A 19,563-nucleotide genomic window follows, 5' to 3' on the forward strand; every position below is an offset into this window, starting at 1 on the left:
ATCGCCTCCAGCTTGAATTCCGTGGAGAAGCGACGTTTAGTTTGATGATTGTTCATAGACTACACCTCAATTGACTGTTGTCACATTAACAGGCTTTTGATGTGTCCGGGAATATTAGACCACAACATTGCTTCTTTTCGTAACGGGTTGAATCTGGGGCCGTGGCGTCTGCGCAGCACGCAAACTTACAGTTACAATCGTCAGCGCAATGAGAGCGCCTCCGGTTTTTCCACGCCGGCACAGACCCAATGGCAGGTGAGTAATACCTATCTGCAACGTGATATTCCCTCACTGCGCAGTGAGTTCACGGCGGGTGAAACCTATACCGGGGGCGACATTTTTGACAGCATCCCGTTTCGGGGCATGAAACTGGCTTCCGAAGACGCCATGTTACCCGACAGTCAGCGCGGTTTTGCACCGGAGATAACCGGTGTGGCGAACTCCAATGCGCAGGTGACGGTATCCCAGAATGGCAATATTGTGTATCAAACTACGGTGGCGCCGGGGCCGTTTCGTTTCACCGACCTCTATACCACCGGGAGTGCGGGCGACCTGACGGTGACCGTCAAAGAGGAAAATGGCCGCACCCGCGTCTCGACAATAGCTTCTTCATCTGTCCCGGTGATGCAGCGTCCCGGGGGCGTTAAATATGAATTGACGGCCGGTCAATATCACGGCGGCAGCCTTACCAATGGCAACCGTTCCCCGGTATTTACGATGGGTACGCTGGTCTATGGTTTGCCCCACAGTATCACCCTGTATGGCGGGGGATTGGTCGCAGGCAACTATCAGTCAAGTGTATTAGGCTCGGGGATTTCGTTGGGGGCGTTCGGCGCACTGTCTGCGGATGTGACGCTGGCCCGCGCACAGTTGCAGGGGAGCAAGGATCAGGAAGAGGGCGGGCAATTCGGCCAGTCTTATCGCGTGAAATATTCCAAGAACCTGATCAGTACCGGCACCGGCATTGATCTGGCCGCCTACCGCTATTCCACTGAGCATTACTACAGTTTCAGTGATGCTAACAGCATGGGTTACAGCCTGAATGAATATCAGGCGCCGTGGGCGCTTGACCGGCGTCAGAACACCTGGCAGGTGAGCCTGCGCCAGACACTGGGACGCTGGGGCAGTCTTTACGCCTCCGGGACGCGCAACGATTACTGGAATGGCCGTACCGACAACAACCTGAGTCTGGGTTACAACGCGATGCTGATGGGGATCAGCTATAACCTGAGCTATAACATTTCTCGGATAAAGGGCGAGGGTCACTGGCCGGAGAATCGTCAGGTATCATTCAATATGCAGGTCCCGTTCAGTCTCTTTGGGTCATCGTCGGCGTTACGGGGCGTTTACGCCCGCTATACCGCCTCGCGCGACTCGCAGGGCAACCTCTCTCAGCAGACCGGCATCAGCGGCATGTTATGGGATAACCGCCTGAGTTATAACCTCCAGCAAGGCTGGGGGAACAGCGGCCAGCAAAACAGTCGCGCGTTGTCGCTGGGCTATCAGGGCAGTCAGGGAAGCGCCAATCTTGGCTACAATGACAACGCAGATAGTCAGCATTTGACCTATGGCACTTCCGGCGCCCTGCTGATCCATCCTTACGGAATAACGCTGTCACGCTCGCTGGGGGATACCGCGGTATTGGTTCGCGCCCCCGGTGCGAAAGGGGTGACGGTCAGCAACGGCAACGTACAGACCGACTGGCGTGGCTACGCCGTACTGCCGGGCGGATCGGTCTACCACAAAAACACCATCAATCTGGACCCGTCCACCCTGCCGGAAGGCGTGGATATTGACCAGACCAGCCGCAACGTTTACCCGACCAAAGGGGCGGTAACGCTGGCCAACTATCAGGTTCGGCTGGGCAGCCAGTTGCTGTTGACCCTGACACATCATGGCAAACCCGTGCCCTTTGGCGCCGCCGCGACGCTGGCAGGAAATGCAACTCAGGCCGGCAGCGGCATTGTGGGCGATAACGGCCGGGTTTATCTGAGCGGCATGCCGTCCGCCGGTCATGTGAAAGTTAAATGGGGAAACGGGGTAGATCAACAATGCACCACCCGTTATCAGGTGTCGTCCGATTCCCCCGGGAAACTGGTGCAGGCCGATGCCGTGTGTCTATAAGCGTGACCCTCATATGGGCAGCCTGACCGGTATGCCCGATGAGATATCACCGATATCGTTTTAACATCTGGAGCGCCCCCTAAAGCGAGGTTAGCCCCGGCAGTGAAAGAGCGATGTGAACAGATAAGTAATTTGGAGAGAGAAGGATGTTAAACACTGAACGTTTGTGGGGCGGTCATGCGGCCAACCCCGCGCCAACTATCATGGGGCTGGGGGCGTCGCTGCTCTTTTTATTGACTGCGTTACCCCTCCAGGCGGCGGAGACTTATCAGGACTGCGAAACTGAACTGATGAATAAGGTTAGCAATGTAACCGTCACCGGCTATGCCATGATGCCGAACAACAAAGATAAGCGTGATTATTCACGGGATGAAATAGTGGGATATACCACCAGCGGCCCTCTTGACTGGTCGACAACCTGTCGCGTCTCCCCCGATACGCAGCGGATGGCCTACACCGTGGATTCGGGAACCGGCTCATCGATCTCTTTGTCTCCATCGAATAGTGTCCGGGTAGGAAAGGCTGGCGACTTTATGGTTGATATCGGGCAATCTTCACTCTCTTGCCAGACGCACGGTTCACCCGGAACCTATCAATCAACCAGTCTGGTCAGAGGGAAGACCGACGCCAGCATTCCCTGCGTCCCGGATGCCAACGGTCTGGTTGATATCAATGTCCGCTCGGTGACCGGGGCGATTTACCCGGACAGTGACGGCAATTTCAATGCGAACCCCGGTGGCAGTCATTTGTCCGTGGGCGCGATCGGCTGGACTCCGGCGGCAACATCGGGTTCTAACGGCATGCTGAAACCCCTGTGGACTACCGTCATCCTCTCATCCGTTAAAAAACCGTCCACCTGTGCCGTTGTCCTTACCCCGTCATCGGTGGATTGGGGAACAGTGAAAAGAGCGGGTAAACAGGCGGGAGATCCACTAGAGTCAGCCAGGCAGATAGGGATAAGCAGCACCTGTTCCGGCGATGAAGATGTCTTTCAAAATTCACGCCTGCTCTACCGGATCGATGGACCCTTTGTGCCGGGGAAACCGAATGCCCTGGCCTCGTCAATAGAAGATGTCGCTTTCGCGTTTACTGATGCGGCCAACAACCCCTTATCACTCAGTACCGGGCACCGAGGCGAAGGGGAGAACGCAAGATACGTTAAACAAGCGGGCGATAGCTACACGGCATCGACACAAGTGTCTGTGGTACCGATTCTGTTGAAGACTGACGGCGCCGGCGGGCTGGCTCGGGCGGTTGCGGTTATTTCAGTATGGTCGGATGTTCAACCCTCCGCTTAGTTGTTGCCATTGTTGCAGCGCCAGTCGGCGCTGCATAAACCCGCCTTATCCAGCAAGGTCTTATAATAATTCGAACTATCTTCTTTTATTATTTCGATGTTGTCGCAGAGTTTCGCTATTTGTAAATCAATTCGATGAGCTATTGGTAGATATAGAATAATTAATCAGTTAATCTACGGCTGTTCTCGATTTCATTGGTTAAATTGCAGATCAAGGTCAGCATCAGAAATTATTGTTTTAACTTATTGAATAATTAACGTTAATATTTCCTGTGGGTAGATAATAAATTGCCCGCGAAATATTGTACCTGTTGGGTAATGATGAGTGAGAGTTTCCCGCAACGCTAATGTTATTTCATTATTTTCAAGTGATAGGTCAATAATTTCCGCCGCCTCGAAGCCAAAGAACCGTTTTACTTGTGGATATAGCGCTTTATATAAACTCTCTTTTACAGAAAAAGCGAGGGTAAACGCCTGTTCAAGTGGTAAATGACAATGTTTCAGAAGTTGAATTTCCCTGTCATTGACAATCATTCTTGTGATTTCATCCATATTTTGACGATCGACGATAGCTTCTACATCGACACCAACTAATCGGTTATGAGTTTGCGGCGCAGCCAGCACAATTGCACAATAAGTTGAATGAGAAACAGAACCGCAAATACCTTCCGGCCAGATTGGAGCGCGATCATTACCGGAGATCAAATTAAATTCCGGTTGCCCTAATTGCGCTAAAAGTTGTCTGGCGCAATAACGTGCCGCCAGATATTCAGCCCGCCGTTTCTTGACGGCTTTAGCTAATGTAGCAGGGAAGGGGAGATTTAATTGATTGAACAATTCATCGTGATAATGTGAAAGTTCAAAACGAGCTTGCCAGAAATGCACTTGGGGGTTATTAACAACCGTTCCATACTCGATTTGAGTGATAAATCCGTTGTCATATTCTGGCAGCGGCGCTTGATTGGTGTGTATAACTGTCTGTTCCATGTTGATTATCCTGATAATAAAATATCCTCCAGTCTATACTTAATATCACTCATATTGAACGGTAAAATGTGCTATTGCGTTAGCTTTTCCGCCTGTTATTCTATCATCGGTTTGGTAATAGCGGGCAGTGAAAGGTAAATTATAACGAGCATTCCTGTCAGAATGACCGACGACAAATGGTTTCCCAATAGGAACGGGTGCTCCCATATATAAGATTTGCACACCAACCCCTTTTGCTGTATTCGTTGCATTAGCGCTGTTTAATTGAATAATACTCTCTGGGGCGCCACTGATTGTTCTTGCTGAAAATGTAATGGTAGGTTCGATTTTTTCTGTGCATTCAATGCCGATATTAAAATCAGCGTAGCCGGCAGTTGTTCCTTTTCCTTTAAACGAAGAACTATAAACATCATGAAATCTAACGGTTTGATCGCCAGATAGCGCCATGCAGCCTTGAGCAGTAACATGATATCTTGTTTTGTTTCTTATTGTTATTAGACGGATGCCGTTCGATGTTTGTAATAGGGAAATTATTCCAGCATGTAGTGATCTTCCCGATTTAATTGCGCCTTCTTTATAGAGATAAACATCAATATCACCGATATCTTTCCAAGTGATTTTTTTCTTTTCTGGCGGGTAATAGATATAACTTCTGCCATCCATTGTGGGATATCTCATATTATTTAAGTTACCGGTAGAAGCGACAAAATATAAATAGAGATTATCTATACCTGTTGTTAACTTTCCGGTCCCATGCTTTGTACTACCGGCCATGCTGGGATAAACACTTTCACCAAAAACCAAATATCCGTTGTCATCACATGAAAAAATAGGATCATTTATATTTAGCCCCATACTGCTAGCTAACTGTTCAGCACTAAATCTGGCGACATGAATACTTTTAGTGTTTGATGTATTTAAGTTTAATTTAAGTGAATTTAAATCAAAATATACAGTGCCGCTACTCGTTGTGGATTCTGAGATGCAAGCAGCATATACTTTATTGATATTAAACAGTAAAACAGCAGAAATTAATAACCGTAAATAAGATTTCATATCTATGCCTGTTGAGATTTATTCTTAATTACTGACAACGCAATTTACTAATAACGCAATTTACTAATAACGCGATTTATTAATAATACAACGAAGCGAGAGTAGCGCCATTATCTTCCCGATATAATTTATTAGTGAAATTAATATGGCAGCTTTATCTAGTGTCTAAATCAGGTTTTAATTCTGCTGTATTATTAACATCACTGAGGAAAGTGTCTCTTGTTTCTCATGTTATCGTGATGTTAATAATTTAAGTTAAATTATATGGTTTGTAAAGCTATTTGTATTCAATTGTGAAATGAATTGTTGCATTAGCTTTTCCGCCGGTTACTTTATCATCTATTTGGTAATAGTGGGCAGTAAGCAGTAAATAATAAAGATCTTTTTCACCTCTCCATTCAGTTATAGTAAGAGGTGTGTCCATATCAACAGGATTATTGTTATGTAACAATTGAACGCCAATACCTTTGGCTGTTTTTCCTTCGCTGTATTGATGTAGTTTAACAATACTATTTAGGCTTGGGCTTACTACTTCTCCTGTGAACTTAATCGTGGGGATATTTTTATCTTTACATTGAATAAGAATATCAAAGTTATTACGACCAGCCGTAGAGCCTCTCCCTTTAAATGAAGAAGTATTAATCCTGCCAAGTTTTATTTCTTTATAGGGTGTGGATGTCATACAGCTTTGACTGCCAATGATATTGTCCTTGTTATATATGATATTTATTAACTTTTTACCATCGCTTGTTGATAAAGAAGATATCAACCCTCTTCTTAGTATGGAGCCTGATTTGATATCACCTGTTTGAATAAGATTAATTGTTATTTTACCGATATCTCTTAAAGTTATTTTTTTATTGATGCCACCATGAGAGCTACCTTTCCCAGCTCCATCATAAGATATGGAAAAATATAAATTATCTACACTGGTTTTTATCTGACCACTCTCTTTGGCGAACTCTATTCTACCTGATGGTGTTGCGAAAGATATATCTTCATTATTATCACAGATAGCAATGGTTGAGTCGGCTTTAATTCCTATTTTGTTAGCCAGTTCCATAGGACCGTATTCAGCGATGGTAATATGTCTTCGAATATTATAATCTGCATTGATAATTTCATTTATATCAACATTTAAATCAATCGCTTTAAAATCTCTGTGTAATTTACATGAGGCAATTGATTTTGTAACATTGAATAATGTTAGTAACAATATTGCCAATATAATTAATTTATTTTTCATACTTTCCCTGAATAAATACTACTTTAATCACTGACAACGTAATGAAGTCAGAATAATACCATTAATTTTTTGATATAATTTACTATCGAATTGAATATGGCAACTTTGTTTATCGCCTAAATCGGCTGTTAATTTTGCTGTGTCACTCACACCACTGAGGAAAACTTCTCCCTTTTCATTCACCATACCATTAACGCCATTTGGACCCGTAATGACTGTGCCGAATGGAAGTTTCTTACCGTGATGTTGTAAAGTTAAAAATACTCGATGACCAACACGAATAGAATAATCCGCCAATACCAATGCTCCTTTGGTTGGAATGACCTTAGTGGTTGGATTATCAATATCTACGTCATCACCGAATGTATTGGTGTCAAGAGATAACATATTTTCCCGATATTGCGATATATAAGGCACAACGGTATATCCTCGCCAATCTGTACTGATAGAGGTATTATTCAGTACCTTGGTATTGGTTGCTCCGGGGGCGCGAATTAAGGCACTGGCGCCGCTTTCGCTAATATTTTGCGCCAGGGTAACGCCATAGGGATGGGCAATAATCGCTCCCTCTAATCCATAATTAACCCGCTGATTTTTTCTATGATCAGTAGTGTAACCTACATTAATTGAACCATATGAACCTCGGTAATATAAACTGGCGGCATTACCTGATTCTTTTTCTTTCTCAGATTTTTCATAACTGTAATTTTGAGAAATAGTATAGTTCAGATTCTGTTGTTCCAGTAGAGAGCCGGATAATGTCATTGAATGCTGGCTGCTACCATTGGTGTTATAAGAGGTATCATAATCTACCGATGCGCTGTGATTATTTGATGGCAGCCATTTATCCAGAGGAATACTGATATTGAATGAAAACACTTGATCGTTATTAATGTTTGAGCGATTACGGTGGTAATTGTAACTCAATGACAAAGAGATATCACGAACATTAGTGTTATAGGACATAGAATATGACTGATTCTTACTGGTTTTATCTTGCCAGTAATCTTGTTGCCAGGCCGATAATGAAAGACTGCCATATTGTCCTAAGCTTTGGCCCATTGTTATTTGCATCCGGTTTTTAGGCGCGCTATTTCTGTTATTATTCGTAAATTGGTGGTTATTATTGGTATAGTTATTATAGGCATAGTTATTAGCATCGCTAAAGCTGTAATAACCATTGGTATTGTAGCGATAACCCGCCAATGTCACCGTTGTATTAGTTTCAGTAAAACCTTTACTGTAGCGTATTTGATAAGATTGCCCGCTTTTCTTTTCTCCATTTGGGAAATGAGTTGCTGCATTGGTGACATCGATTGATACCGCGCCAATTTTTCCTAAATTATGTCCTAAACCTAATGCATGACTTTGATAGTCAGAAGAAACAATAACTCCGCCATAAATGGTGGTGCTATCCCATAGCCCGTAAATAGCTTCTGTCTGAATAAATCTTTTTTTACTAGCCTGTTTGCCACCGCTGAATTTACCGATATTAGCAAAATATTTCATTTGACCGGAACGGATCATCAATGGTGAGGCAGCAAAGGGCTGAGTAAATTTTCTGACATTGCCATTCTCTTCATAAATGGATATTTCCAGATCACCATTCAGGTTACTGGGGTAAATATCAGTAATTTCAAAAGCGCCGGGTGGCACAAAAGTTTGATAAATAATATTATCTTTCTGGTGCACTTCTACTCTTGCGTGAGTCATCGCAATACCGCGTACAACAGGCGCAAACCCTTGTTGGCTATCTGGCAACATTTGGCTATCAGACATTAATTTAATGCCATTAAAAGTGAAACTATCGAATACCATGCTATCGGTGGATGTTTCGCCTAATACCAGTCGAGATCTCAATGGTCGAATATCCCGTTCAGCATAGGCTTTAAGCGATTTCCATTCAGATGTTGTACCGGTATGGTTGTAGTAACTATTATGACGAATTCGCCACGGGCCTAAATTAAAGCCACTACGTAAATTCAGATATTGATTCTGTTCACTTTGATTTTTATTCCAGGATTGCATCCCTGTTAAATGATAATTGGTGAAAAACATAGGCAAACCATCATCCCATTGATCAGGAGAGATATCTCCCCTGATTTGCGATTGCATGGCAGCTTGCGGAAAATTCAACATCAGTGTCAGAGCGCTTAAATCCAGTTCTGCTGACGCCTGTTTAATATATTTTTCCGGTTGAGAAATGATCTCTTGTTCAGCAAGGGATGCTAATTCTGGTAAGCTTGCTGTTTTTACCCCGATTTCTTTCAATAAACTGATAGATAATTCAGGACAAAGTTTATTTCCACAGTCAATAAAGGATAGGCTTTTAATGCCGATATCCCTTTTATTGACGATAACATTAACTTTATAGACGCCTGGAATATGGGAGTCCGTTTTTGCCAGACTTTCCAGATTAATATTCTCTTTGTCTTCGTCTGATAATTGTAATGCATTGATATCGAAATACAGCTCTGCATATGCTGGCAACGATAAACAACAAATCATTAAAGCAAAACTGATTATTCTTTTCACAATACACTCATCAGACAATATTATCAGAAATTAAATCGGCGCTCTTCTGTTGTGCCACCGTAATCATTGATAGCAGTCAGAGTCACGCTTTTTACGCCATTTTGGGCTGAAAATACCTTATGACTAAAAGGGGGAATAAATCCGGGTCTGGGTATTAATGTTCCGTTAATTTTCATCTCATTAAGATTAACATAATAAGCCGTGGGGTTAGTTAATTGAACACCATTGGCATTACGTGATGCTTCCAAGCGATTAATGGCATCATTAGCATCGTTATCAGATAGCCCGGATGGACGATAAATCAATTTGATAATGTTTTTTATCGTGATTATCATCTTGCTATTGTCATTTTTTTCAACTGCCGGAATCGCATTGACATTGAGTAAAAATATCGATTCCCGATCCGCAGGCAGATGATTGCCGATATATGAAACACGAATTTGGTGCTCGCTCTCTTTCGACATCTTAAACAATGGCGGTGTAATAACGAACGGTACTTTATTTTGACTGTTATCGATATTATCTACCCACGACTGTACAAGATAAGGTCTTTCTGTGTCTGAGTTGGTGATAGAAATCGTGGCTTCTTTTTGTGAGCCATTATAGATCAGGCGAGTTCCACCTAAAGTAATCCCTGCTTGTACTTGCCCTATAAAAAAGACAAGCAAAAAGGGAGTAATAAAGCGAAGCATTTTTACTCCTTTAGTTATAAATGATATTTTGTTATAAGTTAATTTTAATAAAATATTTAGCTGATTTTATGGATATATAAGTGTGAAGTTTACATCTGATTTAATAATACCATCACCTACTGTAGTGTTGGTCGATTGTAATTTTGCTATAAGAGGGATGCTGACATTCTTACTAGTAATGCTATATCCATTAACTGATGTATTGGCATCTATTTTAGCTCCACTATCTTTAGCCAGTAGGATGCCGATGCCGTGAACTCCTGAATTGTACAAGGTAGTATCGTTGGTATCTTTGTTACCCGAAAATTCGATACCTATAGCTGAACCGGGGCAATTGGTTAAATCAATTTTAAATGACTGAGAAGCTGCTATGGTTCCCTTTGCGTTCTTAAATCTTTCTTTAGGTATTTTACCAAAGTTAACTTCTTGATCTTTTCCGCCATTAATAGTACAGCCGTTCTCAAGAATAGTACCTCGGAATTTAATTGTTCCGTCATAAGATAACGCATTGAAACTACTAAAAATCCCTAATACTGCTACTAAAGAAGCCAAAATAAAATTCTTTTTCATTTAAAAATACCTTACCTTAATAAATATGTGTTTTAGTCCTGTCTATACAATAGAAATATACATCCAGCCATTATTATAGTTTAATGGTTGATGATATCATTAAAATCATTTTTACATGGTAATATAATGCAATCGCATATTTAACCATTTTTTATATATATCTTTAATTTATCCTAACTTAGTCATTGTTTCTCACCATGTTATAGTCTGCCTCATCTATATTCATATTATTGATAATAAAGTCTGATATTAATTTCTTTCCAGAGAGGAATGTTTTATTCTCTAAAATATCATCTATCGTTATAAATCTACTCGTGTTGTTAATAATGATTCTTATTTTTATTAAGATGTTCTAAAATCTTACGACACGATAAGTCTCGTGTTAATAGCAAAATTCTTTTAATGTATTGCTAATAACATAGTGAAAAGTGCTTATAGGCAAGGTGTATAGTACATATGGATAAATTCATCTTCACTATTTTTATTGAAATGGAAATTCAATAGCGATATTAATAAAAGTAGTCTATGGCTACTCAACGCAACACACTAGTATCTTACTCAAAGAAAGTGAATATTCTGATTGGGCGAACCGTAATATGTAATGCCATCGCATTCATGATATTAATACGATCGGATAAACTGCCATCTTAACCACAGTTAAGATAACGAAAATTTCTTCTTATTTTTGTTAGAATCTTAAGTTGATTTCCAATCCAGAGTTTCTTCTTTGTTTTAGGTCTATTTCTCACTCGACGGAAAATAGTATTAACTAAAATATGATCTTTTTCAACAACTTAAACAAAAAAATAGTATTTTTTTTGCAATTAATTAAAATTTCTTTCTATTTCATTGTGTTATAAGATTAAATTAATCGATTGATTGAGTTAATTCAATTAAGAAATAATAATGATGTTTATTTAATGTCTTATTTTTCATCATGATATAAATTAGACAAATTGATTCATTTTTGTCTTATTATTAATTCGGATATTCCATTGCTATTAGTGTGGCTGTATATTTCATCATCAAAATCATTAATCACAGTTTTAGTCATGGAAGAAATTAACCGGGCTGGAACCGAGCGTTAACAGATGTCAATCTATGTGGTGTATACATTTAGCGTCTCTGTCTGGTAGAGTAACATCGAAACAGTTAACAAGTTACTGTGTATTCGCATGAGTAAGTGCAAATAACTTTACCTACAGTTTGATTCGAATAATGAGAGAGTTTTTTCTGGAGAGAGCAATTTAAAAACTGCCTGATAGATATCTTCCAGAGGAATATTGTTTACATTTTGGGGATCATAAAGTGTCACACATTGGTTTCCAGAAGCAAGGGGAGCCCAATTCTCCGGCTTAGTGACACCATAGAGAGCCACCAGTTTTTTGTTTAACGCGGCGGCTAAATGGCATATTCCACCATCACCAACAATGATCAGATCTGTGCTGTTGAGAAGTGACAAAAAAGAGTGTAGCGATTGACATTCTACTATCTGAGCTTGATCTCCTATCATTGCAAGTAACTTCTCAGCATGTGATCTGTCATGTCGAAGAGTGGAGATAATAAATCTCACATCTGGAAAATGATTTCTAATTTTCTGGGCAATTAATGCTATCCGTTCATGAGTAATACAGCTACTTTGCCGATTATTTGAGACAGAAAATAGGATAGTGGGAGAGCCATGCTGTTTAATTGGTGACAAATATTGAGATGAAATTTTAGGGAGTAACTCAGAGGACAATTTGTTAATTTCAGAATCAAATGTTTTTAATATTTTGAGTGATTGATGATATCCCTTAATATGCTGCGGACAGGTTGGGTAATTGATTAGCTTTTCGTGCCATTGATGTGCTTGTGTTACAGCATAACGTTTTTTGGCCCCTAAAAGCCATAAAAATAGGTTATTCAGTTTCATGGAGGTGGGTTTTGCTGAAATGGCTATGTCAAAATGTAATTTACGCCATTTCAATGCGGTTTCCAGAGTAGTGATATATTTATTTCCTTTTGGAATAATATGTGTGATGACTTCTGGGCAGAGATAATCAACTAATTTCTTATTATTAGATTCGATAAATAGATGAATCTCAGCTATGGGGAATTTATATTGTAAATATTTGATTAATGGCTGAGTGCAAATTAAATCACCAAGACCATTACGGCGTAAAATTGCAATTTTCATTTGTTGCTAACTGAAATATAGACAAATAGTGCTAATAATATAGTAACTTTCGATACCGTGAATTGGTTATGATAACTTCTGTATCCGCGAATTGCATACCGTAATTAATACGGAACTTGTTAGAGTCGCTTACATCCTTGGATAAGCCTAGATCTTGGGCGGCGGCTTTGAAGCTGCCTAATTCCACAACACGCCGGAAAACGTTGATTGCTCTTAACTTGTCCATAGCACCACTGTTGAATGAGTTTAACTGGCAGGTGTATTAATAAACAGAGATAAACGATTATGTTTGATCATATGTTATTTTATGTCATTCTGTTATCGAAATATGCAACTCACCATAATGTTAACCAACTAAATTTACCTATGACAAGCCGCAGGATGACTATGGCTGCCCGCAGGGCGAAAAACTGATTTATACCCAAGAAACTTCAAGATGCAGTTTTTAGCACCTGAAAATGGTCGTTAATTCTCGACATCAGCGAGGCCGCTATATCAGGTAGCGTTGTGGTGAAAAATTTGAATACTTTGTCTCGAAATTCATGTTTATCAGCGAAATAACGATTATTTCGAACCTGTTCATTCATGATCTTCCATAATCGCTCTATCGGGTTTAAATTTGGGCTATAGGGAGGAAGGTAATGTAACTCAATATTGCTAACATAAGCCCACTCCTTCACAAGATGAGCTTTGTTGTAACCCGCCCCATCCACAATAAGATGAATTTTTTGATGATAGTCAGGATAAGATTTCCTTATTTCATTGAAAAAACAGCAAATGTTGTCGTCATTGATGGTTTGATATTCCTGGAACACCGTACGACCAATGGCATTCAGGTTGAGCGCACCCAAGATATTCAGGCGAGTTCGGCTTCCTGTTGTTTTGACTGTTTTTTCTCGCCTTTTCGCATTCAATCATAACCGAGTTTGGTGCCTTGAGTCGGGTGAATCGCGTCAAGAAAGAGGATGGGGTCGTCTTTCGCGGCGACTTTAAGATTTTCATAATATTCAATAAATTGTCTCTGTTTTTCTGCATCGAATTTATGAGGGATCCCACAAGGCTTTTTATAAGAAAAACCCTGACGGTGTAGCCATTTATCCATGCTGGGAATGCTAAAGGTAATATTCCAGAGCTGAGCAACATAGGCCACGATTTCATGTGTGTGATGGAAAAGATTTTGAGATAAATGGTTGATTAAAAAATCAGTTTGCTCTCGAGAAAGTAAACTATCAGACCCCCATTATCAGATTTAAGTTTACCTTGATTGAGATAATCACTGATATGGCGGTCAACGGTGGTCTGATGGAGTCGCAATGCCTGGGCGATCATCACAGAACTCCATCCTTCAGAAGCCAGAAGGATAGCTTTTATTCTGTCTCGTACCTGACCATCACGAGTGGTGTCGTGAAGACGCTCAAGTTTGATTTTTTGTTCTGATGTAATGAATATTTTCATAGCGAGGATAATGATCTCCATTTCGGATAAAATTAAGCATCTTCAATGATTACGGGTATATAAATAAAAGGGAAAATGTATGAGCGATTGGGAGGCTGTCCCTGTATTGGCTGCATTGGATATAGATGAATTGGTTGACTTTTACACAAGTAAGCTTGGGTTCCATTGCGACAATTTTGTTCCTAATGAATATGCGATAATTAGCAGAGGGGAAGCTGAAATCCATTTTTGGGCATGTAACGATAAGTACATTGCAGAGAACACTTCTTGCTATATTTTCGTGAAAGATATCCAAAGTGTGTTTCAAGAACTACAAGCGCAGACTGAAGTCTCTCCGCTTGCGGAAACTTCATGGGGCATGTTGGAGTTCCACCTAATTGATCCAAGTGGAAATTTACTTAAGTTTGGGCAGCCAGTTTAGTTGTTTAACGTTCTCCCCAACCCCTGTTTATTCAAAGTATATGGATATCGAACTTGAAAAATCCATTCAAACGTATGGCTTCTTTTTCCGCTGAAAAGAAGATAGAAATTGCCAGAAAGGTCAAGCAGCTAAGTAGCGCAAGCAACACTGAGCAGGGTAAAAAAGAAAGGCATGCTGATGAAAAAGAGGGCGGAGAATCATTCATAGAGTGGTTGAAACTTCATCAGGAAAATAACAATGGAAATCAAAAAGAAGAAGCTCTGTCCCCTGTTACAAGTTCTCAGTTAAGGCTGTGGCATCTGAGTCAGATAAGCGACACCCATTCTATTGCCTACAATATTCCTGTTGCATTGTAGATAATAAGCAGTCTTGATGTTGCCAAGTTAAAGCAAAGTTTTGTAAAACTGGTTGAACGCCATGCATGCCTGAGAACGTGCTTTCCGGTGTTCGACGGCATTCCTTCTCAATGTGTCCTGGAGCAATTACAACCTGTTTTTATACAAAGTGTAAAAACACATGAAGAGGTGACTGACTACATACACAAGCGGGTAAAGATGAAAGCATAAAAAACCGTGGGGCAATCATTTAAATGCTTCCCTCGGACGGCAGTTCTGAATGGCGAGCTAAAAGGCACAATTTGAACGTTGGTATCCCAGCATCAAAATTAATGAGCTAGTCGGAATATGGTTGATGGTTTTACATTAGCTATAGCGGCATAAACGCCAATGTAGTGCCCCACAGATTTTATGCTCTCTATATTGGAGTGTAATTTTCATTTTTTCATATTGAGTTTTTTATCGTCATCCTCTCTGGTTTTGCACAGTATGCTTCCTTATATCGGGTAATCATATGATTAGACTCTAATCACTGTCTGAATAAGTCACATTTTTGTCAAGCAACCCGATAATACTAAAAGTACGCCAGGCACAGCGCTAAATAAAACAAACAAGGATGTTGTGTATGACAACTGAAATCCCTCCTCTGTCGCCGACGTCTGAAGCTGAAATTGATAGCTTTCAGCAAGCGGTTTCTCAAAAGACCCAATGTATTGAACCACAAGTAATGAGAAACAAAAAGAAATAGGGAATTGGTGAAAATAAACGGGAATTCACGGGTGTAAATTCAGCGCTGGTGCGGTGTTGAGTGGGTGTGATAAGTTTATCCCTGCCCTAACGGGCAGACTAACTAAAATGAGAAAATTTTTGTGGTTGCCGCTTTTGTGCCACTTATTTTAATAAAACCAGGACGCACGCTATCAGTCATTTAAAACATCTTTAAATACGCTTTAAAACATAGGCTACTTTAGCCCATGTTAACCTGCTTTGCTGCTCATTTTGTTGTGGTTTGCCGGGACGTGTTCTTTGTCATTGATAGACTCCAAAAATCTCTGTCGTTGTTCATCAGTTAAAGATGCATACAGTTGAGCAAACGCCAATGAGTTGTTAGATACCCCCAGTTTGGCAGGCAGGTCTTCCGGCCAGGGGAATTGCGACTCTTGCTGAATGTCTGACTGGGGTGGTGTTAGTAATGCGTTGATACCGTGCCTGAAAACCCTATCAATAACTGATTCTCTTTCCCCTGGAGTCATTCTTTCCAAAATCTCAAACCATGCCTGCTGTTGTTTTGGTGAAGGAGATGATTGTTCATCACGTTTCGTATATAAAACCGAATCAGCATTTTTAGTCGAAATATCTTGACCTGTCGCTAACCACTCCAATGAAGTGTTACTTGCCTTTGCAAGAACGGCCAATCTGTCAATTGATGGATACGTTGAACCATCTAAATAATTCCTAATTACCCTTTCGGACATGCCGCAACGCTTTGCAAATGAATTGTTCGACTCTCCTTTCATAGCTTCACGTAAACGCTCACCAAAACGGATTATTCGCTCATCTGGAATAATCCGATTCAGTTTATTCTCTTTATCGTCAGTTTTTTCTTTGTAAGAGCCGACCATTGAACTGTTCCCCCTGAAAAAGCTCTATAAAAACCAATTTGCACAAAAAACCGAATTCAGCTTTACATTCGGTTTTTTGTGCCTTATATTCATACTCACACCGATAATCAATAGCGATTATCCGCGCCGATAAACTTATAAGGATTTCACAATGCAGACAAGCAAGCAAGCAGATTGGCATCGCGCAGATATCCGCGCGGCATTAGAAAAACGCGGCACAAATCTACGCGCATTGTCTATCAGCGCCGGTTTGGCTAAAGATACTTTGCGTAATGCGCTAGTTCGCCCTTGGCCCAAGGGGGAAAGATTGATTGCCCAGGCAATTGGGGTTGACCCCTCAGTTATCTGGCCGAGTCGCTATAACCATGCAAAAGAATAATTACGGGAACAATCCCCTTCATTTTGGGAGTGTGAACTGATGGATATTTGGGTTACTGCTAAAGAGTGTGTTGGTTTGCCTGGCTTTCCCAGCATGCAACATAACATTCGTGCAAATCTGGATAAGCTGGCAGGCGAGAAGCGTCGCACACGCTCAGGTTCAAAATCATTTGAATACCCGATAAATTGCCTGCCTCCCGTAGCCCGTGCAGCAATACTGAAAAAACAAGGCACGATAGAAATTAACGATCGCCAGTTTGAAATAAAACAACGTCACAGTGAAAGCTACTGCCGGGAATCACTCTGGCAACAATTTAACGCCGCAAGCAATAAGCAGCGTGAAAAAGCACGCCAAAAGTGTGAGGCCGTGATTGCCGTGGCGGGGATGATTGAAACGGGTATCGACACGCTGACCGCATTTGATTCTGTCAGTGATGCGCTACAGGTTCCTCCTGCGAGCATCCGCCGCTGGTACTACCAGGCGAAACCTTTTGACCGCTCTGACTGGCTGGCGGCGCTGGTTGGCAAGCATGGGCACAGTTTGACCTCGCGTAAGAAGAAAGAAGCTGATTGTACATCTGCGGCCTGGGATTTCTTCTTAGCGGATTATCTGCGCCCGGAGCAACCGGCGCTGCGGACCTGCTATGCCCGCCTTGAGGAAGTGGCTGCGGCACATGGCTGGATAATACCGAGTCTGTCATCCCTGCGGCGGAAGCTGGAGCGTGAAGTACCCGCCGAACAAGTGGTGCTATTGCGGCAAGGTGAGCACGCATTGATGCGGCTTTATCCCGCGCAAGAACGCACTGTGCTTGAACTGGATGCGATGGAATGGATTAACGGCGACGGTTATCAGCATAACGTTTTTGTTAAATGGTTTAACGGTGAGGTTATCCGGCCCAAGACGTGGATTTGGCAGGATATCCGTACCCGCAAGATTCTGGCCTGGCGGACTGATGTGTCCGAGAACAGCGACAGTATCCGCCTGGCCCTGGCTGATGTGATTGAGCAATACGGCATTCCAAAACACATCACTATCGATAACACCCGTGCCGCTGCCAACAAATGGATGACGGGCGGTGTGCCGAACCGCTATCGATTCAAAGTTAAAGAAGATGACCCGAAAGGTATCATTCCGTTGCTGGGTATCCAGTTGCACTGGACCAGTGTGTTGTTTGGCCGGGGACACGGGCAGGCAAAACCAGTAGAGCGTGCGTTCTCTCATGGGGGACTGGGTGAAGTGGTCGATAAACATCCCGCTTTGGCTGGGGCTTATACCGGCGCAAACCCGATGGCAAAGCCCGATAATTATGGTGACCGGGTAGTCGATGCGGAAACTTTTTTAAAGGCGCTGGCAGAAGGGATCGCTTTTTGGAACCGCCGGCCTGGGCGCGATACAGAGGTGTGTCTTGGGAAATGGTCGTTTGATGATGCGTTTGAACAGAGCTATCAGGAAAGCACCGTACGCAAGGCAACAGCAGAGCAGCGCCATTTATTGTTGTTACCTGCTGAGGCGGTCACGGTCACCAATGGTGCCTTTACCTTAAACGCAGGCGGTAAAATCCAGTCACGCCGGAACCGGTACTACCACGAGCAGTTACTGGGGATTAAGCCTAACAAAATTGTTATTCGTTTTGACCCGGCAGCACTGCATGACTCCGTGCTGTGTTACACCCTGGACGGCCGTTTTATCTGTGAAGCCACCTGCATTGAGAAATCCGGGTTTGGTGATACCCAGGCCGCTCGTGAGCATGACCGTAACCGGACCCGGTTTGTTAAACGCACCAAGGAGGCTACCGCTGCACAACGTCGCATGACGGCCCTGGAAGTCGCGGAACTGATGCCGGAAACCGTCCCGCCAGCACCGCCTGAAAGTCGGGTAGTCGAAATTTACCACCCGGAGGGTAATACCGTACGACGTGTACAGATTGAAGCGCAGCCCGAGCCGGACACCGATTATGACTACGCGTTTGAAAATGCCGTGGCACAACTGCATGAGCAACAGCAGAAAAATACGATTTAATTTAGGAGACTACGATGACCAATATTATAGCGTTGACTCAAACACAAACAGAACTGGCTGACGTTCGTGCCGCTATCCGAACCATTGTTGAAAGTGACGGCCTGACTTACAGCAATGTCGCCCGCGAAAGTGGCATATCCAGTACCGCGTTATCTCAGTTTATGAATGAAAGCTACAAAGGAGATAACAGCAAAGTTGCCGGGCAATTGTCTGTCTGGCTGGAGAACCGCAGCAAGCGTACCAATGAAATGCCGGCTGCCCCGGATTTTGTCCAGACGAAAACTGTGCGGCAAATCTGGAGCGCGTTGCAATATGCCCAACTGGCGCAATGTATCAGTGTCATCTATGGCAGTCCGGGAGTCGGTAAGACCAAAGCCTTGCAGCAGTTTGTTGCTGAACGCCCCAATGTGTGGCTGATAACCGTGTCACCCTCCCGCGCCAGCCTGAGCGAATGCCTGTACGAGCTGGCCCTGGAACTGGGGCTGGGAGATGCACCGCGTCGGGCGGGTCAACTGGGGCGGGCAGTACGCAGAAAATTGCGCGGCACATCGGGGTTATTGGTGATTGATGAGGCCGACCATCTTGATTATCCGGTATTAGAGGAATTGCGCATCTTGCAGGAGGAGACCGGTATTGGTCTGGCGCT

At 42.6% G+C, this 19,563-nt stretch carries 16 protein-coding genes and 1 pseudogene; 8 read left to right on the top strand and 9 right to left on the bottom strand.

The features are described from left to right. Positions 1–99: 99 nt before the first annotated feature. On the top strand, positions 100–2,124 hold the full coding sequence (locus tag EAE92_RS22835; protein ID WP_246545361.1) for a fimbria/pilus outer membrane usher protein: 2,025 nt from the start codon (positions 100–102) through the stop codon (positions 2,122–2,124). A gap of 164 nt (positions 2,125–2,288) precedes the next feature. Further along, positions 2,289–3,422: a hypothetical protein gene (locus EAE92_RS22840; protein WP_246545362.1), complete on the top strand. Its 1,134-nt coding sequence runs from the start codon at positions 2,289–2,291 to the stop codon at positions 3,420–3,422. A 242-nt stretch (positions 3,423–3,664) separates the two neighbouring features. Here the strand turns inward: EAE92_RS22840 and EAE92_RS22845 are convergent, their stop codons facing one another. The 8 genes and pseudogenes from EAE92_RS22845 to EAE92_RS22880 form a co-directional block, all read right to left on the bottom strand. Next, positions 3,665–4,408 (bottom strand): 4'-phosphopantetheinyl transferase family protein, encoded by a 744-nt coding sequence (locus EAE92_RS22845; RefSeq protein WP_214069703.1) that lies wholly within the window; start codon positions 4,406–4,408, stop codon positions 3,665–3,667. A 45-nt stretch (positions 4,409–4,453) separates the two neighbouring features. Then, positions 4,454–5,464, bottom strand: coding sequence for a fimbrial protein (locus tag EAE92_RS22850; RefSeq protein ID WP_214069704.1), 1,011 nt, complete (start codon positions 5,462–5,464; stop codon positions 4,454–4,456). A 277-nt stretch (positions 5,465–5,741) separates the two neighbouring features. Continuing rightward, a complete protein-coding gene (locus EAE92_RS22855) occupies positions 5,742–6,710 on the bottom strand; it encodes a fimbrial protein (RefSeq protein ID WP_214069705.1) in 969 nt (322 codons plus the stop codon). 27 nt (positions 6,711–6,737) lie between these two features. After that, positions 6,738–9,245, bottom strand: coding sequence for a fimbria/pilus outer membrane usher protein (locus EAE92_RS22860; protein WP_339959422.1), 2,508 nt, complete (start codon positions 9,243–9,245; stop codon positions 6,738–6,740). Positions 9,246–9,268: 23 nt separating this feature from the next. Further along, positions 9,269–9,937: a fimbrial biogenesis chaperone gene (locus EAE92_RS22865; protein ID WP_214069707.1), complete on the bottom strand. Its 669-nt coding sequence runs from the start codon at positions 9,935–9,937 to the stop codon at positions 9,269–9,271. A gap of 66 nt (positions 9,938–10,003) precedes the next feature. Next, a complete protein-coding gene (locus EAE92_RS22870; RefSeq protein WP_214069708.1) occupies positions 10,004–10,507 on the bottom strand; it encodes a fimbrial protein in 504 nt (167 codons plus the stop codon). A gap of 1,195 nt (positions 10,508–11,702) precedes the next feature. Then, positions 11,703–12,686: a glycosyltransferase family 9 protein gene (locus EAE92_RS22875; RefSeq protein ID WP_214069709.1), complete on the bottom strand. Its 984-nt coding sequence runs from the start codon at positions 12,684–12,686 to the stop codon at positions 11,703–11,705. Between the two features lie 431 nt (positions 12,687–13,117). After that, a pseudogene (locus EAE92_RS22880) lies at positions 13,118–14,141 on the bottom strand (IS630 family transposase). 79 nt (positions 14,142–14,220) lie between these two features. On the opposite strand from EAE92_RS22880, the gene EAE92_RS22885 reads away from it, so the two are divergent. From EAE92_RS22885 to EAE92_RS25080, 3 genes are all read left to right on the top strand, one after another. Beyond that, positions 14,221–14,562: a bleomycin resistance protein gene (locus EAE92_RS22885; RefSeq protein ID WP_214069710.1), complete on the top strand. Its 342-nt coding sequence runs from the start codon at positions 14,221–14,223 to the stop codon at positions 14,560–14,562. 53 nt (positions 14,563–14,615) lie between these two features. Next, on the top strand, positions 14,616–14,918 hold the full coding sequence (locus EAE92_RS22890) for a hypothetical protein (protein WP_214069711.1): 303 nt from the start codon (positions 14,616–14,618) through the stop codon (positions 14,916–14,918). A 604-nt stretch (positions 14,919–15,522) separates the two neighbouring features. Further along, positions 15,523–15,645: a hypothetical protein gene (locus tag EAE92_RS25080; protein WP_281422832.1), complete on the top strand. Its 123-nt coding sequence runs from the start codon at positions 15,523–15,525 to the stop codon at positions 15,643–15,645. 229 nt (positions 15,646–15,874) lie between these two features. On the opposite strand, the gene EAE92_RS22895 is transcribed toward EAE92_RS25080, so the two are convergent. Continuing rightward, entirely contained in the window at positions 15,875–16,519 is a 645-nt protein-coding gene (locus tag EAE92_RS22895; RefSeq protein WP_214069712.1) for a helix-turn-helix domain-containing protein, read from the bottom strand. Between the two features lie 151 nt (positions 16,520–16,670). Between EAE92_RS22895 and EAE92_RS22900 the strand changes: the two genes are divergently transcribed. The 3 genes from EAE92_RS22900 to EAE92_RS22910 all read left to right on the top strand — a co-directional run. Next, positions 16,671–16,898 carry a helix-turn-helix domain-containing protein gene (locus EAE92_RS22900; RefSeq protein WP_065824604.1) on the top strand — a complete coding sequence of 76 codons (228 nt, stop codon included), beginning with the start codon at positions 16,671–16,673 and terminating at the stop codon, positions 16,896–16,898. A 39-nt stretch (positions 16,899–16,937) separates the two neighbouring features. Continuing rightward, a complete protein-coding gene (locus EAE92_RS22905; RefSeq protein WP_214069713.1) occupies positions 16,938–18,917 on the top strand; it encodes a transposase domain-containing protein in 1,980 nt (659 codons plus the stop codon). A gap of 14 nt (positions 18,918–18,931) precedes the next feature. Next, a partial coding sequence (locus EAE92_RS22910; protein WP_214069714.1) for an AAA family ATPase occupies positions 18,932–19,563 on the top strand: 632 nt, incomplete at its 3' end.

Origin of the sequence: Photorhabdus hainanensis (assembly GCF_018448965.1) — a bacterium.
GTDB lineage: Bacteria > Pseudomonadota > Gammaproteobacteria > Enterobacterales > Enterobacteriaceae > Photorhabdus > Photorhabdus akhurstii.

Coding starts and splice junctions, on each gene's coding strand:
- EAE92_RS22835 (WP_246545361.1), top strand. CDS start 100: ATGTGTCCGGGAATATTAGACCACAACATTGCTTCTTTTCGTAACGGG.
- EAE92_RS22845 (WP_214069703.1), bottom strand. CDS start 4,408: ATGGAACAGACAGTTATACACACCAATCAAGCGCCGCTGCCAGAATAT.
- EAE92_RS22850 (WP_214069704.1), bottom strand. CDS start 5,464: ATGAAATCTTATTTACGGTTATTAATTTCTGCTGTTTTACTGTTTAAT.
- EAE92_RS22855 (WP_214069705.1), bottom strand. CDS start 6,710: ATGAAAAATAAATTAATTATATTGGCAATATTGTTACTAACATTATTC.
- EAE92_RS22865 (WP_214069707.1), bottom strand. CDS start 9,937: ATGCTTCGCTTTATTACTCCCTTTTTGCTTGTCTTTTTTATAGGGCAA.
- EAE92_RS22870 (WP_214069708.1), bottom strand. CDS start 10,507: ATGAAAAAGAATTTTATTTTGGCTTCTTTAGTAGCAGTATTAGGGATT.
- EAE92_RS22875 (WP_214069709.1), bottom strand. CDS start 12,686: ATGAAAATTGCAATTTTACGCCGTAATGGTCTTGGTGATTTAATTTGC.
- EAE92_RS22885 (WP_214069710.1), top strand. CDS start 14,221: ATGAGCGATTGGGAGGCTGTCCCTGTATTGGCTGCATTGGATATAGAT.
- EAE92_RS25080 (WP_281422832.1), top strand. CDS start 15,523: ATGACAACTGAAATCCCTCCTCTGTCGCCGACGTCTGAAGCTGAAATT.
- EAE92_RS22895 (WP_214069712.1), bottom strand. CDS start 16,519: ATGGTCGGCTCTTACAAAGAAAAAACTGACGATAAAGAGAATAAACTG.
- EAE92_RS22900 (WP_065824604.1), top strand. CDS start 16,671: ATGCAGACAAGCAAGCAAGCAGATTGGCATCGCGCAGATATCCGCGCG.
- EAE92_RS22905 (WP_214069713.1), top strand. CDS start 16,938: ATGGATATTTGGGTTACTGCTAAAGAGTGTGTTGGTTTGCCTGGCTTT.